Genomic DNA, 17,859 nt, shown 5'->3' on the forward strand with positions numbered 1-17,859 from the left:
CGGGCCACGCTTGTTTTCCGCCCCCGCAACGTCCGTGAGAGAAACCCTCACAGCCCCCTGATCCCCTCACAGCCCTAAACAGACACCGCCGCACCCAAACAGCGAGGCACCCACACCTCCCCCCGCCCCCGATACGAAGCCTCCCTGCGGTTCGGGGGTGCTTGTCAAGGCATCTTTCCCGCCTTGACAAGCACCCCCGAACCGTCAGCACAATCAAACTTCGGGGGCCCCACGCAACCCATCAACCGGCAATGTCGCCCCCCAGGGCGACGAGCCGAACCCCCAGCACCCCCCTTACCCAACCACCGCCCCAGTCCGGGGATCCAGCCTCACCGATCCCGCCTTCGGACGCGAGAAATCGAACATCCCTGACAACGACCCCGCCATCACATCGAACGACCCGCCGCCGATCCGCCCCAAATGCCAATTGTCCTCGATAAACCGCAACACCGAAGTCTGATCCGTCATCGTGTGATCGACGTGATTCACCCGGCTGTACGGCGAAATCACCAGCAACGGCAACCGAGGCCCATACCCGCACCGATCCGCGAACCCGCCCAGCTTCACCGGCTTCGCCGTGCAAATCGCAGCATCCTGCCCCGAATCATGCGAGCCGTTGAGGATCTTCGGCGCGACGTGGTCGTACCAGCCGTCCGAATCGTCGTATGCCAGCACGATCGCGGTGTTCTTCCACTGCGGCGACGCCTGGATCCGATTGATCTCATCGGCCACGAACGCCTGCTCGTCCAACGGATCCGAGTACCCCGCGTGCCCGTCCTGGTATTCCGGCGCTTTCAGGAAGCTCACCGCGGGCATGGTCCCCGCCGCGAGCGCATCGTTGAAGTCCCGGACGTCGTACTGATGATTAGCCTGATCCTGCTGCCCCACCGCGTGCAACGACGACGGCGGCAAATGCTTCCGGTTGGCAGTAGACCGGTAATACTGGAACGGCTCGTGATGCGGGCTGTAATCGACCGAAGCCTGCCCGCCCACATTCGCGTGCTTAGTCCCGCAAACGGCATACCCGTTCGCCTCGCCAGTAGGCCGGAACCCGCCCTGGAACCACCCCCACGTAACCCCGCGCGCATTCAGCAAATCGCCGACATTGCGCCCCTGAAACGCCCCGAGGTTGTCCTTCGCCGTGTGGTTCTTGTCCGAGCAGTCGTCGAACGCCGGGTCCGGATCCGTGATCATGGTGCCGACCCCGCGGGAATCCGGCGAAGCCGCCGTGTGCGGATCCACCTTCGGCTCCCCGGTGACCGAATCGACCGGCTGCAAACCGTGCGTCTGACCGGAGATCAGATTGATCGCGCCGGGACTGGACGGCCCGAAAACGGTATTGAAGGAATTGTCGTTCAGCGCGTAACGCTGGGCGTAATTCCACATCGCCGTGACCGTATTGCCGTCGAAGTAGTTCATCACCAGACCGGGCTCGCCGAACAGCACGGGCTGCCCGGTGCACTTGTCCTTCTCGGTGTATTCGACGAACTTGTCCATTTTGCCGCCGTTGAACGCGGCCTGTTCCTTCTTGTAGTCGTGCGCCTGGTCGCAGGTGAGCGCCTGGTCCGGGCTGAGCCGCTTCGGGTTGTAGGCGTTCGGGTTGTGCTGGAGCAGGTCGGGAGTGAGGCCGTTGACCTTCGGGGTGCCGGGCGCGGCGTGGAACGGGGTGCCGTTTTCGTTGGTGGCGTTCGGGTAGGTGCCGAAGTAGTGGTCGAAGGAGATGTTCTCGCCGAAGATCACCACGACGTGCTTGATCGGCGTCGCCGTCGCGAACGTCTCGGCGGCGATCGCGTGCGCCGGGGCCGAGGTCGACGCCGAACTGCTCGCGCACGCCGCGGCCAGCGCCGCGGTCGCCGCCAGCGCGGCCGCCGCGGTGGCCCGCTTCCTGGTCCGCTTCACTGCAGAACTCCTTCCGCTCAGCCCAGCACTGCCCGGCCGTAGTGGTCGGCCGGGTCCGTCACGCCCGGGAACAGGTGGAAATACCCGCCCCCGAACGGCGAGACGTAGTCGGTGAGCGGCTCCCCGGCGAGCCGCTTCTGCACGGCCTCGAACTGCTGCTCGAGGTCGCGCTGGTAACAGGTGAAGACGAGGCCCATGTCGAGGTTGCCGTTGGCGTCCACGCCGCGGTCGTAGTTGACCGCGCGGCGCAGGATCCGCTGGCCGTCCGTCTGCGGCGTGCGCGGGTTCGCGAGCCGGATGTGGCTGGTCAGCGGGATGACGGCGCCGATCGGGTCCTCGGCGTAGCGCGGGACGTCGTGTTCGGCCGCGCCGTCGAGCGGCGCGCCGGTGTCGCGGCGGCGGCCGATCATGTTCTCCTGCTCCGACAGCGACACCCGGTCCCAGAACTCGACCAGCATCCGGATCAGCCGGATCACCTGGTAGCTGCCGCCGTCGTCCGTCCACACGAGACTGTCCGCTTCGGACGGTGCGGGATTCGACGTGCCGTCTTTGAACCCGAGCAGGTTGCGCGGCGTCCCGGCCGGACGCGGCGGAGAGCTGAACCCGTCGATCTTCCAGCGCAGCTGCATCCCGCCCCGGGTCGCGCGGGCGATGTCGCGCAACGCGTGCAGCACGGTGTCCGGTTCGGCGGCGTTGAGCACGAGGCTCAGATCGCCGTGGCACCACTGCGGATCGAGCGCGTCGTCCGGGAACATCGGCATCTGCTTGAGCTTCGGCGGCTTGCGCGCGGCGAGCCCGTACCGGTCGTCGAACAACGACGCCCCCGCGCCGACCAGCACGGACAGCTCGCCCTTCGGGACCTCCGGACCGAGCACGCCGGAATCCGCGGGCGGCCCGGTGATCCCGACCGACGCGGGCGCGCCGCCGCCGGTGAGGAACCGCGCGCGAGCGGTGAGTTCCTTGAGCAGGTCGGCGAGTTCGGCACGGTTCTCGGCGACGACGTCGAACGCGGCGACGACCGAATGTCGCGCGGGCTCCGCCAGCACGGCCGTCTGCCGGGGACCGTGGAACGGCACCGCCGTCCCGGCCGCCGTCGCGCTTCCGGACAGGCCGGCCAGACCCGCGCCCGCTCCAGCGGCCGCCGCTCCGCGCAGGAACGCGCGCCGCCCCAGGGTCACGAGATCCTCCTCGGCTCCGCGATCGCCGCGACCGGGGCCAGGCGCTCGGTCAGTTCGGCGACGTCGGCGTTGATCCGCTGCCGCTCCTTCCGGTCCAAAGCGGACAGCGGCTTTCCGGCCACCGCACCGAGATCGCGATCGGTGCGGGCGATCCAGGCGTCGAGGGCTTTCAGGCCGGGGAACCTCGTGGTCAGCAGGGGGCGCAACACGTCGAGGACCGCGCGGGTCCCGGCGAGGTTCGCGCGGGCGGTCGCGAGGTTCGAGCCGCTGCCGTAGTCGGTGCGGCCGGTCAGCTCGAACTGGAGGGTGTTCTCCATGATCTCGTGCGCGCGCAGGCCGAGGTCGTTCTGGTCGATCTGGGCGTCGGCGAACGACGTGCGCAGCTTCTGGACCGCTTGGTCGAGCTGGTCGGCGACCGGGCTCAGCGCGGGCAGCGCTTCGTTGTGCCACAGGCCGTTTTCGAGGCGGTGGAAGCCAGTGAAGCCGGGATTGGCGGCCCCGTTCGGCAATCCGGCGGTGGTGCCGTTGATGGCTCCGTCCGAATCGCCGAAGGCGTTGTAGGCGGCGCCGAGCCGTTCGTAGGTGAGGTGCGCGGTGAGCCAAGCCTGTTGCGCCGCACCGCGATTGCCCGAACGGACGGCTTGCGCCAGCGCCGCGGTCTGGCCGGTGAGCGTGCCGAGCCCGTCGGCGACATAGCCGTGGTACTGCTTGAGCGGACCGAGCAAATCCGCGTTGGTCACCGGCACCACGGCCGGGCCCGGGCGGTCCGCGCCGCCGGTGACCTGCACAGCCGGGCCGACGAACGGGGTGCCGTCCTCGGGCGCGCAGCGCAAGGCGTAGGCGCCGTTGCCGAAGTTCACCGGCAACGCGCGCGTCGTGCCCGGGCCGACGCCTTCCACTTCCCCGAAGACCGTGCCGGTGGCCGGGTCGACGAGTTCGACTTCCATCGTGACGGCGGCGTCGTTGCGGACCTGCAGGGTTTGCGGCCCGGCCGGCGGCGCGGTCCAGCCGTCGCCGCAGGCCGAGCGCGAAACCGCGATCGGGCCGGCCGGGGCGGGCGAGCCGGAGCAACTCGCGAGCACCGCGGTCCCGGCAAGGACCGCGGCCGCGCCGAACCCGCCCGCCCAGCGCCGCACGTCAACTCCCCTCAGGTGAACATCTGGCGGACACTTTCACCGATCCGCCGGGCGCTGACAAGAGGGTTGTGCCGTTATGCCCGATTCCGGGCCGAGATCGGCCCGAAGATCAACCGATCAGCCGTTCGCGGGCGTCGTGAACGGCTGCCGGTCCGGCTGGAACACCTGGCCGTCGGCGGGCGCCTTCAGGTCGATCAGGTACGCGGCGGTCGCGTCGTCCACGCCCCGCGCGCTGCCGAGGACGCAGTGGCCGAACGCGTCGACCGACAACAGCCGCGCGTTGCCCAGTTCCTCGGCCATCCGCTGGCCGAACCGGTACCGGGTGGCCGGGTCGTAGAAGTTGCTGACCACGAGGACCGGCGTCGCGGTGTTGGCGCGCCACGGCCCGCGGTACGGGTCGGACGTCTTCGCGGCGGGCCACACCGGGCACGCGGCGATGTCGGAGAACACCTGGTAGCGGCCGAACGTCGGCGATTCCCGGTCCGCCTTGGCCGCGATGCCCGGGACCTGCTCCTGCCGGATCCGCATCGGCTTGTCCGCGCAGTTCACCGCGAAGTACGAGTCGTCGCCGGTGTACGGGCTGTCCGGGGCGAGGTCGAGCAGACCGCCGTGCCCAGCCGAAAGGGTGCCCTTGCGCGTGGATTGCGCCTGCAGCGACGGGTGCAGCGCCGAGTACGCCTGCTGCAGGCCCTCGGCCAGCTCGCTGAACTGGGCCGGCTTGTACAGCGCGCTGGACACCGAGCCGGTCAGCGTGCCGATGTCGACCTTCGTGCCGTCGGGCAGCGTGATCGGGTCGGTGCGCACGTGCTCGCGCAGTTCGTCGAACTTCGCCCGCGGATTGCCCGCGCTGAACGCGCATTTGTCGCCGACCTGGGCGCAGCGCTTGAGGAAGGCGTCGAGCGCGATCTCGAAGCCCTGCGCCCGCGCGAGGTCGTAGGTGACGCCGTCGTTGGTGCGCAGCTGCGGATCGACGTTCCCGTCGATCACGATCGCCCGGGTCTGCTTCGGGAACATCGCCGCGTAGGTGGCGCCGACGAGGGTGCCGTAGGAGAACCCGGTGTAGGTCAGCTGCTTGTCGCCGACCGCGGCGCGCAGCTGGTCGAGGTCGCGCACGACGTCGCGGGTGGACATGTGGTCGAGCAGCGCGCCGGCGTTGCGGCGGCAGAACTGGCCGTAGTCGCGGTACGCGGCGAGCGTGCCGGAGATTTCCTTGCGCGACAACGGAACCGCGACCATCTGGCCCTGCACGTCCGCGGAGTCCTCGGCGGTGGTGAAGCAGCGCAGCGGATTGCTGGCCCCGACGCCGCGCGGGTCGAACCCGACGAGGTCGAACCGGTCCAGCACCTGCGGGCGGAAGTACCGGTCGCCCGCGATCGGCATCCGCAGCCCGGACCCGCCCGGGCCGCCCGGGTTGAGGAACAGCGACCCGATCCGCTGGCCGGGCACCCTGGCGGCGCGCTTCATCAGCGCGATGTCGATCGTGCCGAGCGACGCGTCATCGTGGTCGATCGGCACGCGGTACCGCGAGCAGCTGTACAGCTTCAGCTGGTCTTGCGGGACCCCGCGCAGCTGCTCTTTGGTGCAGTCCTCCCACTGGACCGGCGCGGTGCGCGCGATCTCCGCGGGTTTGGCCTGCTGCGCAGCCGGATCGGCGGGCGCCGCCCCAGCAGTGCCCGCCAATCCGGTCAACGCGGTCGCGATCGCCGCGACCACAGCTCCGGTTCGTGCTCTTTTCGCTCCGCGCACGTGGAATCTCCCCTGGTTGCACACCCGTCTGATTACGGGGCGTCACCGAGACTGGCATAATCCGGCCAAGCCGGGCACCGGCCAAAAGGAGGAAGTGCGGGTTCGGAAGGAGCGGCACCGCGCTGTGCGGCTCAGGGATCCTCGACGGCCGGCTGGAGCGGCGAGAGGAACGGGGCGAACCGGAAGGTCTGCTCGCCCCGTACGACCCGACCCGGTAGCCGCTGAATCCGGGCGGCTCCTCGTCCCGGATGGACAAGAGGCCGTGCGAGCCGGGAAGCGACGTGCTCCAGGAGTTCGAGCAGATCGGACCCTTCCCGGCCCCGACGGTCAGGCATGCCGGTCGCCATCAGGACGTGCCTGCCGTTGACCACCTTGATCCGCGCTTCGCCGGAACCGGAACAGGAACCGGCTGCCCGCTCGCTGACCTCCGCGAGCAGCTCGTCGAACTTCCCTAGCCCCAGGCAGGCTCGGCCGGGGATTCGTCCAGCTCGAACCAGCCGTGGTGCCGGCAGATTCGTCCGCCCCTTCCCGGCCCGCTCAGCAGCGGGTCAGCACGAAGACCGGCAGCTCCCTCCCCGCCGCGTCGCGTTCCATTTCGTAGCCCGGCCAGAATTCGAGCAGTTCCGCCCACATCCGGTCGTACTCCGCGCCTTCCAGCTCCCGCGCCTTGACCTCGATCTCGCGGCCGCGCAGCGCGACCGTCGCCTTCGGGTTGTCGCGCAGGTTGCGGGTCCACGCCGGATTCTTCGGGCGGCCCCAGTTGGACCCGGTGAGCACGAACTCGCTGCCGTGCGGGTAGTACAGCAAGTTCGTGCTCCGCGGCAGGCCGCTGCGGCGTCCGGTGGTGGTGAGCCGCAGCGACGGCAGCCCGGCCAGGCCGACCAGGCTGATCCGGCCGCCGAACCACCGGTGCAGCTGCCGGTCGGTCGCGATGATGGCGCGCGAGGCGCCCATCAGCCGGGGCTGGGTGCCGAGCTTGCGGGCGAGTGCCGCGAGAGGGTTACGCACGCACTGATCTTGCCAAACTCACCCCGAACCGCTGCTGTGAGTCTGTCCACCATCGTTCCAGCGCGAACCCGGCGGCGTTCAGTTCCGCCTCGACGCCGTCCGGCCGGAACTTCGCCGACACCTCGGTGCGGATGTGCTCGCCCTCGGCGAACGGCACGATCAGGTCCGCGCCGGGGATGCGCACCTCCGTCCGATGCCGGGCGCGCAGCCGCATTTCGATCCACTCGTGCTCGGCGTCCCAGTACGCGACGTGGTCGAACTCGTCCGGGTCGAAGTCCGCGCCCAGTTCGGCGTTGATCACGCGGAGCACGTTGCGGTTGAACGCCGCGGTGACGCCCGCCGCGTCGGCGTAGGCCCGCTCCAGCGTTTCGCGGTCCTTCACCAGGTCGGTGCCGAGCAGCAGCCACTCCCCTTCGCCGAGCACGTCCCGCACCGAGTGCAGGAACTCGGCGCGTTCGCCGGGCAGGAAGTTGCCGATGGTGCCGCCGAGGAAGGCGACGACCCGCGGCGCGGTGCCGGGCAGCAGCTGCAGATGCTGGGTGAAGTCGCCGACCACCCCGCGCACCTCGAGCTTCGGGTAGTCCGCGGTGATCGCCGCGGCGGCCTCGGCGAGCGCGGTTTCCGACACGTCCATCGGCACGAACGCCTCCAGCGTGCCGTGCGCGGTGAGCGCGTCCAGCAGGAGCCGGGTCTTCTCGCTCGACCCGGAACCCAGCTCGACGAGCGTGTGCGCGCCGGTGCGTTCGGCGATCTCGCCGGCCCGGTCCGCGAGCACCTCGCGCTCGCTGCGGGTCGGGTAGTACTCCGGCAGCGCGGTGATCTTCTCGAACAGCTTGCTGCCTTCGGCGTCGTAGAACCACTTGGGCGGCAACCATTTCTGGTCGGCCGTGAGCCCCTCGCGCACGTCCGCGCGCAACTCGGCGGTCACGTCGCGGCGATGGCTCTCCAGGTCCGCTTCGGTCATCGGGCGGTGCTCCGTTCCAGGGTCAGGGGAAGGACGTCGACGCCGGCCGCGGTGGCGCGCACGGCGTGGCGGTCGGGCACGGCGGTCCAGGCCGGGTCCGGATCGCACGGCTCGGACGCCAGCACCACTCCGGTTTCGGTGCGGCGCACGGACAGCGAGTGCGTCCAAGCGGTGCCGACGAGCAGTTCGCCGTCGGTGAGCAGAAAGTTCAGCCGAGAGCCCGGGGCGACCGCCTCGACCTCGCGCACGAGGCCGGTCACCGCTTCCAGCGGCTCCTCCCCCGCGCGCAGCCGGGCGCGCAGCAACGCCCACAGCAGTGCGGAATCCGTCGGCGCTTCGAGCGTGAACAGCTCGGTGACGTCCAGCTGCCCGGCCAGCCCGCGCATCGAACCGGGCCAGCCGCGGACCACGCCGTTGTGGCTGAACAGCCAGCGGTCCTCGGCGAACGGCGCTGCGGCCGCTTCGGTGACCGGCATTCCGGTGGTGCCGTTGCGCACCGCCGCGACGAACGCCGTGGTGCGCACCGACGCGGCCAGCGCGGGCAGCGTCTGGTCGGTCCACAGCGGTTCGCGGCGGCGGTAGCGCTGCGGCGGCGCGCCCGGTTCCGGGTACCAGCCGAGGCCGAAGCCGTCGGCGTTGACCGAACCGCCGCCGCGCATGTCGAGCGGCGCGTACGACTGCACGAGCAGCGCGTGCGGCGCGGCGAACATCAGCTCCGCCGGGGACGCCGGCGCGCCGAGATAGGCGAGATGACGGCACATCCGGCTAGCCCGCCTCGCCCGGCCGCGGATCGCGCGCGCACCGGAAGCCGGAGAAGATCTGCCGCCGGATCGGGTAGTCCCAGTTGCGGAACGTGCCCCGGATCGCCGCCGCGTCGGTGCCGAACGACCCGCCGCGCAGGATCTTGTACTCCGGCCCGAAGAACACCTCCGAGTACTCCCGGTACGGGAACGCCGCGAAGCCCGGGTAGCCGTGGAAATCGGTGCTCGTCCACTCCCAGACGTCGCCGATCAGCTGGTGCACGCCGAGCGGCGACGCACCGGCCGGGTACGCGCCCGCCTCGGCCGGGCGCAGGTGCCGCTGCCCGAGGTTGGCGTGCTCGGCCGTCGGTTCCTCGTCGCCCCACGGGAAACGCCGCGACCGGCCGCTCTCCGGGTCGTACCGGGCGGCCTTCTCCCATTCCGCTTCGGTGGGCAGCCGCTTGCCCGCCCAGCGCGCGTACGCGTCCGCCTCGTAGTACGACACGTGCACGACCGGCTCGTTCTCCGGGACGCGCTCGCGCACGCCGAAACGGGTGCGCCACCAGCCGTCCGGTTCGCGGTGCCAGAACCGGGGCGCGGTGATGTCGTGCTCCTGCCGGTACGCCCAGCCGGGCTCGCTCCAGAACCGCTGGTCGTGGTAGCCGCCGGACTCGAGGAACTCGACGTACGCGCCGCAGGTGACCGGGGTGGTGTCGAGAACGAAGGCCGGCACGTCGACCTCGTGCGCCGGGCGTTCGTTGTCCAGCGCCCACGGTTCGGCGGTGGTGCCCATGGTGAACCGGCCGCCGGGCACGAGCACCTCGGCGGGCAGTTTGCGCGCGGGTGCGCGCGGCGGCTCCGGGGCGTGCAGCACCGGTTCCCCCTTGCGCAGCTGGTGGGTGGCCAGCATGGTCTCGTCGTGCTGCTGTTCGTGCTGGGTGATCATGCCGAACGCGAACGCGCTCTCGGTGAGCCGGCGGCCCTCCAGTGGCGCGGTTTCCAAGACGTCGAACGCCTTTTCGCGCACTTCCTTCACATAGGCCCGGGCTTCGGCCGGGCCGAGCAGCGGCAGCGCCGGACGGTCCGCGCGGGCGTGCTGGAAGGCGTCGTAGAGGTCGTCGATGTCCGGCCGCAGCGGCTCCCGTCCGCCGACGTCGCGGACCAGCCACAGCTCTTCCTGGCTTCCGATGTGCGCGAGGTCCCACACCAGCGGCGACATCAGCTTCGAATGCTGCCGCACGAGGTCTTCGTCGTCGACCGCGTCGGTGAGGGCCACGCTGCGCTCGCGCGCCCGGGTGAGGGCGGCGGCCGCGTGCGCCCGCAGGTCCTGCGGGCTCAGCTCCAGCAACGGGTTCTGTTCGGGGATGGTGCTCATGGCTCCTGACTCCTCGAGTCCGGTTCGCCGGGCGCCCGGCCCGGCGGTGTTCTCGGTCCTGCTCATCGGTCCTGGCGCGGCACTCCGGCGGCCCGGGCGCGCAGCCCGGCGGCGAGCCGGGCGACGGTGTCGCCGGGAAGCCCGGTGGCCGGAAGCCCGGCGATGCCCAGCTCCACCAGTTCCCGGGCGACCGCCGCCAGTCGCGCGTCGGCCATCCCGCACCGGGCGGCGTCGGCCCAGCGGCCGGCCGCGGGCGCGCACACCTCGCGCACTTTGTCCACTGTGGACTGGTCGGCCAGCAGCGCGGTGACCAGCGCGACCGGCGGCAGCCATTCCCCCGGCGGCTGCCCGTCCAGGTACCTCAGCTCGAGGTAGCCCTGCGGCCGCACCGGGGTGAACATCGTGGTGAGGTGGTAGTCGAGGTCCGCGACGGTCGGACGGCGCAGCACGGTGGCCGCGCCCCGGCCGCTGATCCAGTCGGCGAAGGTCAGCCCCTCCGGCGCGTCCCACGGCCGTTCTCCGCGCGGGAACACCATCAGCGGCGTGTCCATCATCCGGCGGGCCCAGGCGCGCGCCGGGTCTTCCCCTGGCTCGGGCGACTGCGTGCGGACCGGTTCGGTTTCCATCACCGCGAGCCAGCGCGCCGACGCGAATCCCGTGTCGGTTCCGGCGTGCACGCGCGAATTCGCGAACAGCGCCAGCAGCGGCGGACCCATCGCGTGCGCGGCCGCCCAGCGCGCGGCGACCTCGTGGGCTTCGCCCGCGTCGACGCAGATCTGCAGGCCCGCGGTGCTGCACATCATGGTGATGCCGCCCGCCCCGATCGGGGCGAACCGGCGTTCCATGGCGGCGTAGCGAGGCGTGCGCAGAACGCGCCGGGGCGGACGGTGTTCGTCGATGCCCGCGGTCCCGAGTTCGAGGCCGTGGCGGGCGAGAAGACCGGCGAGATGAGCGAGATCGGCCTCCACAGCCGCGTGCAGCGCACGCAGCGAGGCCTGCGGCGGAGCGGAGATCTCCACCTGGCACCCGGGTTCCAGGCTCACCGGCGCGCCGGCCGGGAGCGGGATCGCGGGACTGTCGGGACGCAGCGTCCGCGGGGTGTGCGGGCCGAGCGCCGCGGCGAGGACATCGGGGTCGAGCGGGCGGACCGGGTCGCCGGAGTGGTGCACGGTGAACTCCAGTTCCACCCCGAGCAGTCTCGGCGGCCCGTGCTTGAAACACACCGACGCGACGTACCGCTCCCCCTCCGCGCGGTCGGCAAGCACCCGCGCCGTCAGGTTCGCCGCACTCCCGGATCTGTCCGGAAAGTCGTGCACTGCAATCATCTGTCGCCGTCCCCATCGGGAGGTCCGGGGGCCGGACCTCGTCGCTTCGCGACGCTACACGCGGGGTCCGACAAAAACAGGGCCGAGAACGCTCAGCGCCGCGCGGCAATACTCTCGTAATCTGCGTTGACCTGGGAGTTCGCCGAACAGATCACACTCGGCCGGACTGCTCCATCCGGGGCACCCCGGAGCACGGCAGCGCGGGTCGGGCCCGCACCGCACCGGGCGCGAACGGCACCGTCCGCGGACCCCGGACCGGACACTCCGGTCAAGGCAGGGCGGGTTCGGTCCCCAGCCCCAGCTCCGCCGCCGCCTCCTGCACCGCGCCCACCACCAGATGCAGCGCCGGGCGCCGGATCTCCGTGCGGCGGTAGGCGATCGACACCGTCCGCAGCAGCGGCGGAGCCAGCGCGACCACGTCGATCCCCGGCGGGCGCAGCAGCCGCAGCCCCAGATCGGACACCAGCGTGACCCCGAGCCCGGCGCCCACCATCGCCATCGCCGTCGACTGCTCCTCGACCTCGTGGTTGATTTTCGGCTGGAAACCGTGCCGCTGGCAGGCAATCCGGATCGCGCGGCCGAAATGGGACTTCGGGCTCGCCAGGATCCACGGGTGCTCGGCCAGCGCGTCGAGCGGAGCCGTGGCGGACGGCAGCGCGCCCGCCGGGACCGCCGCGTGCAGCCGTTCCACGGCCACGACCGCGCGTTCCAGCCCGGCGCTCCACTCCATCGGGGCATCCGAATAGTCGATGACGAACGACAGGTCCAGCGTGCCGTCGCGCACCGCATCCGCGGTGGCCTCCGGGGCCAGTTCCTTCGTCCGCACTTGGATTCCCGGGTAGTCCGCGGCCAGCGCGGTGAGCGCGGTCGGCAGCAAACCGGACGCGACGGACGCCCAGACGCCCGCGGTCAGCCGCGCCGACATCGTGCCCTGCGCCTCCTCCAGCGCGAGCGTCGCGCGCTCGACCGAGCCCAGGATCTCCTCGGCGTGCTCGGTGAGCAGGATGCCGAGTTCGGTCAGCTGCACCCGGCGGCCGAGCCGTTCGAACAGCTTCGCGCCGACGTCGCGTTCGAGCTGCGCGAGTTGCTGGGATACCGCCGAAGCGGTGTAATGCAACGCCGCGGCAGCCGCGGTGACCGTGCCCCTGCGGTGCAGTTCGCGGAGCATCCTCAAGCGGTGCAACGAAAGCTCCATGTACGAACCCTAAACAACTTCGTGCACATTCGGTAAATGGACGCGGGCCCGGCTCCGGCCCCACCCTCGGAAGCAGGCGGCGAACCGCGCCGCCGAGGACTCGAGGAGGTGAGTGGCTCGATGGACCCGCGGATCGCCGAACCGCTGATGAAGCTCACGTGGACCGACCCGGTCACGGGCGCGCACGGCTACCTGGTCGTGCACAGCCTGGTCTCCGGCGTCGCCACGGGCGGCACGCGGATGCGCGCCGGCTGCACGGTCGACGAGGTGGCCGACCTCGCGCGCGGCATGGCCAACAAGACGGCCGCGTTCAACCTCCCGGTCGGCGGCGCGAAGGGCGGCATCGACTTCGACCCCAAGGACCCGCGCGCGACCGGCGTGCTCACGCGATTCTGCGAGTTCCTGCGCCCCTGGCTGGACTCCAGCTGGGTGACCGCGGAGGACCTGGGGGTGCCGCAGCACCTCATCGACGAGGTTTTCGCGAAGCTGGGGCTGGAGCAGTCGTACCACGCCGCGATCCGCCGGTCGGCCGATCCGGCTCGCACGCTTCGGCGGGTTCAGGCCGGGCTCAACGCGCCGGTTCCCGGCGGGCAGTTGCTCGGGGACGTGATCGGGGGGTACGGGGTCGCGCAGGCTTGTCTCGGTGCGGCCAATACGTGGGGCTGGGCGGTGCCGGAGACGACTGTCGCGATTCAGGGGATCGGGACGATGGGCGGTGGCGCGGCTTGGTACCTGCATGAGGCGGGGATGAAGGTCGTGGCCGTCGCGGATGCTGCTGGGACGTTGTACCACCCGGACGGGTTGGACATTCCGGCGCTGCTGGAGTTGCGCGACCGGTTCGGGGAGGTCGACCGGGGACGGTTGCCGGAGGGGGTGCAGGCGTTGCCGCGGGAGGCGGTGGTGGCCGCGGAGGCGGATATTCTCGTGCCTGCGGCTATTTCTTATGCGCTGCGGGTGGACAACGAGAATCTCGTCAAGGCCAAGGTGGTGGTGGAGGCGGCGAATGCGGCTACTACTCCCGAGGCGGAGGCGGCGTTGTCGGCTCGTGGGGTGGCGGTGATTCCGGACTTCATCGCCAATGCCGGGGCGGCTGCGTGGGCCTGGTGGTTGCTGCTCGGCGAGGTCGGGGCGGATCCGGCGGATTCGTTCCTGCGGTTGCGGACGGAGATGCAGGCCAAGGTGGCGTTGGTGCTGGCGGAGTGGCATTTGGATCGGGTTCCGCCTCGGGTCACCGCGTTGCGGCAGGCGGAGGCGGTCCGGGCTGCTCGGGCGGAGGAGTCGCTCGATGCTGGGGTGCCTGCGTTGATGATTCCCTGACTGTGGCTCGTCGCCCTGGCGGGCGACATTGCGCCTTGTTGGGTTGCGTGGGGCCCCCGAAGCTTGATTGTGCTGACGGTTCGGGGGTGCTTGTCAAGGCGGGAAAGATGCCTTGACAAGCACCCCCGAACCGCAGGGAGGCTTCGTATCGGGGGCGGGGGGGGAGGTGTGGGTGCCTCGCTGTTTGGGTGCAGCGGTGCGGTTTTTAGGGTGGTGAAGCTGAGGTTTCGCCTACCTGGTGGCGAATTTGTCCGTGGCGGCGATCAGGGCGGTTTCCATGGAGGGGACTGCGGTGGTGTGGCCTGCGCCGTTGACGAGGATCAGTTCTGCGCCGGGGATGGCGCGTTCCAGCAGCCAGGGGGTGCCGGCCAGGCTGCTCAGGTCCAGGATTCCTTGGACCAGGACGGTGGGGATTCCGGACAGTTTTGCCGCGTTCCGCAGGATTCCGCCGTCTTCCAGGAAGCAACCCTGGGAGAAGTAGTGGGTGACGAGGCGGGCGAAGGCCAGGCGGAAGCGGGGGTCGTCGAATTTCGGGGAGGGCGGGACGCCGGGGAGCATGGCGGATTCCCAGTCGCACCAATCTTGTGCGGCTTTCTCGTGCACTGCCGGGTCGGGGTCGGTCAGCAGGCGGCAATAGGCCGCTGCCAGGTCGCCGTCTCGTTCGGACTCCGGCACTCCGTCTCGGAAGCGGGCGTAGGCTTCCGGGAACATTTCCGCCAGTCCGCCGGTCAGCAGGTCGATTTCGACCTGGCGGTCCGTGGCCAGGCCCATCATGACGATTTCCGTCACTCGTCCGGGATGCTTTTCCGCATAGGCCAGGCCCAGCACGCAGCCCCACGAGCCGCCGAAGAGCTGCCAGCGTTCGATGCCCAGTTTTTCCCGGAGCATTTCGAAATCGCTGATCAGGTGGTCGGCGGTGTTCGCCTTCAGCGCGTCGACGGTGTCGCCCGCGTGCGGGGTGCTGCGGCCGCTGCCTCGCTGGTCCAGCAGGACGATGCGGTAGCGCGCCGGGTCGAAGAACTGGCGCATTCCGTCGCTGCAGCCGGTTCCGGGGCCGCCGTGCAGGACCGCGACGGGTTTGCCGTCCGGGTTGCCGCAGGTTTCCCAGTACACCCGGTGGCCGTCGCCGACGTCGAGCAGGCCGCTGTCGTACGGCTCGATTTCCGGATAGCGCAACGCCGTTCCCCTCAGTTCAGGGTGCGCTCCAGAGCCCGCAGCGCACCGCACAGTTCAGCCGGGCCGGCCGGCCCGATCCGGATTTCCGCGTCCGGCCCGGTCCCGACGGTGTAGCTCAGGTACCGGCCCCAGTCGGTGTCCGCGTAGTGCAATGGTTCTTCCAGCCGGACGTACCGGCCGACGTCGTCGCGTCGTCCCGCGTACAGCTCTCCGCTGCCGTGCACCGGACGCTGCACCAGGGTTAGCACGTCCGACAGCACCGGGTCCAACGGAAAAGCCTCCTCGCCGCGGCGCGCGGCGTCGGTCAGGTCCGCGACGCGCACGGTGCGCTCGTGCCCGCCGCCGGGGCCGACCGCGGGCAGCTGCTCGACGAGGGTTTCCAGCACGCGTTCGCGGTCGATCTCCTGGACGCCGACGTGTTCGCCGTCCGACACCGCGAGCACCGCCTGCAGTCCGCTCGCCGCGGCGAGCACCCCGTACGTGCGGTCGCCGGTCGCGACCCAGCCGTAGTACTCGACCACCGGGCGCACGAGCAGCGGCAGCCAGTCGAGGAAGTCCACCGTGGCCCGGCCGCGCGAGTCGACCAGTCCGGCCAGCGCCAGCGCGTCGTCCACCCGCTTGGCGGCTTCGTCGCGCTCGGTTTCCGACAGCCACGCCGGATCCGGCCGCAGCGTCACGTGCAACCGGCCCACCTGCTCGCGTTCGGCCAGCGCCGCGAGCGCTTCGACCGGGACATCCACCCGTCCCGCCGGATCGGCCACCGGCTACTCCTCCTCGTCGCCGAGAACCGGCGGGGTCGCCGAACCGTCCACGCCGAACACACCCTCCGGATCGGCTTCGAGCAGATAATCCGGCCGCCAGTGCAAGCCGTCGCCCGGACCGCCCTGCGCGCCGGGAGCGCCGCCGACCGCCGGGCCCGCGCCGCGCTGGGACGGTTCGCTGGCCGGAGCGGGCAGCACCGCGGCGCCGGGGCCGTTCCGGTCATGGCCCGCAGCGGCCTGCGTCGTCGTGCTGTCCGGCGAGGTCCGGCGGACCGGGGCACTGTCCGGGACGATCGGGCCGTATTGCTTCGGCAGCACGCGTTTCGTGTTCATCGTGACGCCGTAGTACTGCTCCATCACCCGCACGTTGTTCTCGTTCGCGCCGTGGAACCGGTCGATTCTGTCCTGAAAGGATGCCGGGGCCGCCGACGCGGGCAGCACCGCCTGCAGCGGCCCGGTCCACGGCTGCGGCCGTTCGGGCCGGGGCGGCACGTCGACGACCGCGTGCCGCGAGCTTTCGAAGCTGCTGGCCTGGGTGTCCATCGACGCGCTGGTGAGGTCGAGCGGATCGGCCGACTCCCGGAACCCGGCCTCGACCGGTCCGGCACCCGCTTTCGCCGCGTCCGCGGCGTCGCCGGTCCACGAGCGCACCATCCGCTCCTGCAGGTCTTTCACGCTCTGCGCGCGCTCCAGATAGGCCGCCGAAAGCTCCTGGACCTTCACCGCGGCGGCCCGCAACCCGGACGTGTCGCCGCCGCGGAAGTTGTCGAAGATCTGCTTGCCGTCCACCTGGTTCCCTTCGTGCGCGACCGGGCTCGTCCGCGTTACCGGCCGCGGCCGAGGTCGGCGCCGGCCTGGTCCGCCGCGGCCGTCCGGTCCCGCGCGGCGCGCAGCTTGTCGAGGTATCCGGCGGCGTAGCGGCGCAGCGCCTCGTTCTGGTCGCGCAGCGTGCGCAGGGAATCCGCGCCGGCGGCGGCGTACTCCGCGCTCGCCGGGTCGGAGCCGGGGGCGGCGAAGACCGCCAGGATCTCGTCGATCGCGCGGCCGTCGGCGGCGATCTTGCCGAGCTGGTCCTCCCACAGCCGGATGACGGCGGTCAGCTCCGCCGCGTCCATGGCGAAACCGCCGCGCGCGCGGCCCGACTCGCCGATGACCAAGGCCGCTCCCTTTCCGGTGCTCGCGTCGTGCGGTGCGGTCGTGCTGCGCACAGCGTAGTCATCCGGCCCGGCCGTGTCAGCCGAGCGCGCGGCGGGGCGCCGGCGCGCGTCCGTTCCCCCGTCACGTCACAGTACGTACGTACGGATTGCGAGAACCCGGTCCGCGATGTCAGGATTTCAGGATGCCACGGGTCAGCCAGGATCACCTCGACGCACGCCGCCGGCAGATCCTCGACGGCTCGCGCGTGTGTTTCGCACGCTACGGCTACGAGGGCGCCACCGTCCGCCGCCTCGAAGAAGCGACCGGACTGTCGCGCGGGGCCATCTTCCACCACTTCCGCGACAAGGAATCGCTGTTCCTCGCCCTCGCCGAGGACGACGCGGTGCGGATGGCCGACGTCGTCGCCGAACAGGGCCTGGTCCAGGTCATGCGCGACCTGCTGGCCGGGAACAGCGAACACCCGGCGGACTGGCTCGGCACCCGGCTGGAGGTGTCCCGGCGGCTGCGCACCGACCCGGAGTTCCGCGGCCGGTGGGCCGAACGCTCCCAGCAGCTGACCGAGGCCACCCGCGACCGGCTCGAATGGCAGCGCAAGGCCGGGAACCTGCGCGACGACGTCGACGTCAGCGTGCTGACCGCGTTCCTGGAACTCGTCCTCGAAGGACTGGTCTCGCACCTCGCGATGGGCCTTCCCGGCGACGACCTCGGCCCGGTGCTGGACCTGGTCGAGGAGACCGTGCGGCGGCACCGGCCGGGCGCGCGGAGCTAGCTTCCCGACCGGCCGCGCCGAACCGCCACAGTGGACAGAGGCGGCGCCTGCTCCCCCGCCGCAGGCGCCCCGCCGGGAGGAAAAAACCGGAGCCGGGTTCGCGTCCGATCGC

General features: G+C 71.0%; 16 protein-coding genes. 2 read left to right on the forward strand and 14 right to left on the reverse strand.

All coding sequences use genetic code 11. The features are described 5' to 3' along the window. Positions 1–294: 294 nt before the first annotated feature. The 10 genes from F9C12_RS03655 to F9C12_RS03700 form a co-directional block, all read right to left on the reverse strand. Positions 295–1,899, reverse strand: coding sequence for a phospholipase C (locus tag F9C12_RS03655; protein ID WP_409464728.1), 1,605 nt, complete (start codon positions 1,897–1,899; stop codon positions 295–297). A gap of 17 nt (positions 1,900–1,916) precedes the next feature. Then, entirely contained in the window at positions 1,917–3,077 is a 1,161-nt protein-coding gene (locus F9C12_RS03660) for a Dyp-type peroxidase (protein WP_409464729.1), read from the reverse strand. After that, positions 3,074–4,213, reverse strand: coding sequence for an EfeM/EfeO family lipoprotein (locus tag F9C12_RS03665; RefSeq protein WP_409464730.1), 1,140 nt, complete (start codon positions 4,211–4,213; stop codon positions 3,074–3,076). Before F9C12_RS03665 ends, F9C12_RS03660 begins: the two co-directional genes overlap by 4 nt. Before the next feature lie 117 nt (positions 4,214–4,330). After that, positions 4,331–5,959 carry an alpha/beta hydrolase gene (locus F9C12_RS03670; RefSeq protein WP_409464731.1) on the reverse strand — a complete coding sequence of 543 codons (1,629 nt, stop codon included), beginning with the start codon at positions 5,957–5,959 and terminating at the stop codon, positions 4,331–4,333. Positions 5,960–6,496: 537 nt separating this feature from the next. Beyond that, positions 6,497–6,967, reverse strand: a complete 471-nt coding sequence (locus tag F9C12_RS03675; RefSeq protein WP_409464732.1) for a nitroreductase family deazaflavin-dependent oxidoreductase — start codon at positions 6,965–6,967, stop codon at positions 6,497–6,499. Next, a complete protein-coding gene (gene egtD / locus F9C12_RS03680) occupies positions 6,960–7,931 on the reverse strand; it encodes an L-histidine N(alpha)-methyltransferase (RefSeq protein WP_409180565.1) in 972 nt (323 codons plus the stop codon). Before egtD ends, F9C12_RS03675 begins: the two co-directional genes overlap by 8 nt. Then, positions 7,928–8,692 carry an ergothioneine biosynthesis protein EgtC gene (gene egtC, locus F9C12_RS03685; RefSeq protein ID WP_409464733.1) on the reverse strand — a complete coding sequence of 255 codons (765 nt, stop codon included), beginning with the start codon at positions 8,690–8,692 and terminating at the stop codon, positions 7,928–7,930. The genes egtD and egtC overlap by 4 nt, the downstream gene beginning before the upstream one ends. 4 nt (positions 8,693–8,696) lie before the next feature. Next, the gene (gene egtB, locus F9C12_RS03690) at positions 8,697–10,046 is read right to left on the reverse strand and encodes an ergothioneine biosynthesis protein EgtB (protein ID WP_409464734.1); all 1,350 of its coding nucleotides are present in this window, start codon (positions 10,044–10,046) and stop codon (positions 8,697–8,699) included. Positions 10,047–10,108: 62 nt separating this feature from the next. Then, a complete protein-coding gene (locus tag F9C12_RS03695) occupies positions 10,109–11,371 on the reverse strand; it encodes a glutamate-cysteine ligase family protein (RefSeq protein ID WP_409464735.1) in 1,263 nt (420 codons plus the stop codon). A gap of 268 nt (positions 11,372–11,639) precedes the next feature. Beyond that, positions 11,640–12,566, reverse strand: a complete 927-nt coding sequence (locus tag F9C12_RS03700; protein WP_409180569.1) for a LysR substrate-binding domain-containing protein — start codon at positions 12,564–12,566, stop codon at positions 11,640–11,642. Between the two features lie 120 nt (positions 12,567–12,686). Here F9C12_RS03700 and F9C12_RS03705 point away from each other — a divergent pair, with 120 nt between their 5' ends. Then, positions 12,687–13,883: a Glu/Leu/Phe/Val dehydrogenase dimerization domain-containing protein gene (locus tag F9C12_RS03705; RefSeq protein WP_409464736.1), complete on the forward strand. Its 1,197-nt coding sequence runs from the start codon at positions 12,687–12,689 to the stop codon at positions 13,881–13,883. 231 nt (positions 13,884–14,114) lie between these two features. On the opposite strand, the gene pip is transcribed toward F9C12_RS03705, so the two are convergent. The 4 genes from pip to F9C12_RS03725 are packed head-to-tail and all read right to left on the reverse strand — an operon-like array spanning position 14,115 to position 17,028. Further along, on the reverse strand, positions 14,115–15,059 hold the full coding sequence (gene pip, locus F9C12_RS03710) for a prolyl aminopeptidase (RefSeq protein ID WP_409464737.1): 945 nt from the start codon (positions 15,057–15,059) through the stop codon (positions 14,115–14,117). A gap of 11 nt (positions 15,060–15,070) precedes the next feature. Continuing rightward, positions 15,071–15,799, reverse strand: coding sequence for an ESX secretion-associated protein EspG (locus tag F9C12_RS03715; protein WP_409466960.1), 729 nt, complete (start codon positions 15,797–15,799; stop codon positions 15,071–15,073). Positions 15,800–15,823: 24 nt separating this feature from the next. After that, positions 15,824–16,609, reverse strand: a complete 786-nt coding sequence (locus tag F9C12_RS03720; RefSeq protein WP_409464738.1) for a hypothetical protein — start codon at positions 16,607–16,609, stop codon at positions 15,824–15,826. 35 nt (positions 16,610–16,644) lie between these two features. Beyond that, on the reverse strand, positions 16,645–17,028 hold the full coding sequence (locus tag F9C12_RS03725; RefSeq protein WP_409464739.1) for a hypothetical protein: 384 nt from the start codon (positions 17,026–17,028) through the stop codon (positions 16,645–16,647). A 131-nt stretch (positions 17,029–17,159) separates the two neighbouring features. Between F9C12_RS03725 and F9C12_RS03730 the strand changes: the two genes are divergently transcribed. Beyond that, positions 17,160–17,747, forward strand: coding sequence for a TetR/AcrR family transcriptional regulator (locus F9C12_RS03730; protein ID WP_037814298.1), 588 nt, complete (start codon positions 17,160–17,162; stop codon positions 17,745–17,747). Positions 17,748–17,859 lie beyond the last annotated feature (112 nt).

The organism is Amycolatopsis sp. GA6-003, from assembly GCF_046267895.1.
Classification (GTDB): Bacteria; Actinomycetota; Actinomycetes; order Mycobacteriales; family Pseudonocardiaceae; genus Amycolatopsis.

Bases quoted from the DNA above. Each gene is read 5' to 3' on its own strand.
- egtD (WP_409180565.1), bottom strand. From the start codon at position 7,931: ATGACCGAAGCGGACCTGGAGAGCCATCGCCGCGACGTGACCGCCGAG.
- egtC (WP_409464733.1), bottom strand. From the start codon at position 8,692: ATGTGCCGTCATCTCGCCTATCTCGGCGCGCCGGCGTCCCCGGCGGAG.
- egtB (WP_409464734.1), bottom strand. From the start codon at position 10,046: ATGAGCACCATCCCCGAACAGAACCCGTTGCTGGAGCTGAGCCCGCAG.
- F9C12_RS03695 (WP_409464735.1), bottom strand. From the start codon at position 11,371: ATGATTGCAGTGCACGACTTTCCGGACAGATCCGGGAGTGCGGCGAAC.
- F9C12_RS03700 (WP_409180569.1), bottom strand. From the start codon at position 12,566: ATGGAGCTTTCGTTGCACCGCTTGAGGATGCTCCGCGAACTGCACCGC.
- F9C12_RS03705 (WP_409464736.1), top strand. From the start codon at position 12,687: ATGGACCCGCGGATCGCCGAACCGCTGATGAAGCTCACGTGGACCGAC.
- F9C12_RS03730 (WP_037814298.1), top strand. From the start codon at position 17,160: ATGCCACGGGTCAGCCAGGATCACCTCGACGCACGCCGCCGGCAGATC.